The sequence below is a fragment of the Succinatimonas hippei YIT 12066 genome (genome assembly GCF_000188195.1).
GTDB lineage: Bacteria > Pseudomonadota > Gammaproteobacteria > Enterobacterales > Succinivibrionaceae > Succinatimonas > Succinatimonas hippei.
Genome location: NZ_GL831018.1, coordinates 1 through 968 on the forward strand (window position 1 = coordinate 1; position 968 = coordinate 968).

Annotated in this window: 1 protein-coding gene and 1 pseudogene; both read right to left on the reverse strand. The window is 46.9% G+C overall.

Going from position 1 to position 968, the window contains the following annotated elements:
* Positions 1 to 508, reverse strand: a 508-nt coding sequence (locus tag HMPREF9444_RS06855; RefSeq protein ID WP_009143680.1) for an ATP-binding protein, incomplete at its 3' end; no start/stop codon positions are given.
* Positions 508 to 968, reverse strand: a pseudogene (locus HMPREF9444_RS11110) (hypothetical protein); the annotation flags it as partial. The pseudogene HMPREF9444_RS11110 and the gene HMPREF9444_RS06855, both read right to left, overlap by 1 nt.

Genomic DNA, 968 nt, shown 5'->3' on the forward strand with positions numbered 1-968 from the left:
TTATATATTTTTGCTTTAAGTTTTTTAAAGAGCGGTTATAGTGATAACAGTCCTCAAGCTCCTGCTGCAAATCCGGAAGCCGTATATACTTGACTCTATAGCATTTGCCGACAGCCGCTTTGGCAATAGCGCAGGCAATATAGGTCTTGCCGGCACCGGTCGGTCCTTCGATGATGATATTGGTCTGACTGCGCATGAAGTCGCAGGTCCCGAGCTCTATCATCAGCTCCCGCGATAATAAGCGCTCCGCTTCATAATAAAGTCCGGCTATTGAGGCCTGCGGCTCTCTGAGCGTTGCATTTTTAAGCAGGTTCTTAATTAACTCGTTGATGCGGTTTTGGTATAAGCGGTTGGTGATCACTTCAAATTTGCCGATAAAATCGAGATTTACGCACTCGGGATCTGCGCACAGCTCATCAACATAGTCGGAGAGCTCGGCAAGCTTAAGCTCGGTAAGTTTGCGGATGATATCATCATGAAGATAGTGTTTAGCGTTGACGGGAGTCATTATGCTTTACCTCCGCTGCGTTGTTTAAGATTGGCGTAATAGTCGGCACCGCGCAGATATCCTTCATGCTGAAGCGGCTTACCGTCAAAATTAGCAAGCGGGGCGGCTGAGTCTTTTCCCTGTTGCTCTAAGATTATGGCATTGATATGCTTGTATCTGGGGGTACTAATCTTGCCGAGCGCAATTTCACAAGCTCGTTCAAGCTCGCTTTTTCCATATTTTGAGCTTAAACGAAGTACGGAAAGGCACGGGTTGTACCCCTGCTGCTCAAAATCACAGGAAGAGAAAATCCGCTTGATTACTTGAGCAGTATTATTACCGATGCTTTTAGCCCACTTTTCAATCCGCTCTTTATCAAACTCGACGTAATGAGACTGCTTGGGCAAGTCCTCGGCATGAGTGCTGTAACGGTTAGATGCCGTCTCAGGAAAACGGGGATGACTTGCAAGCAGGAGGTCGT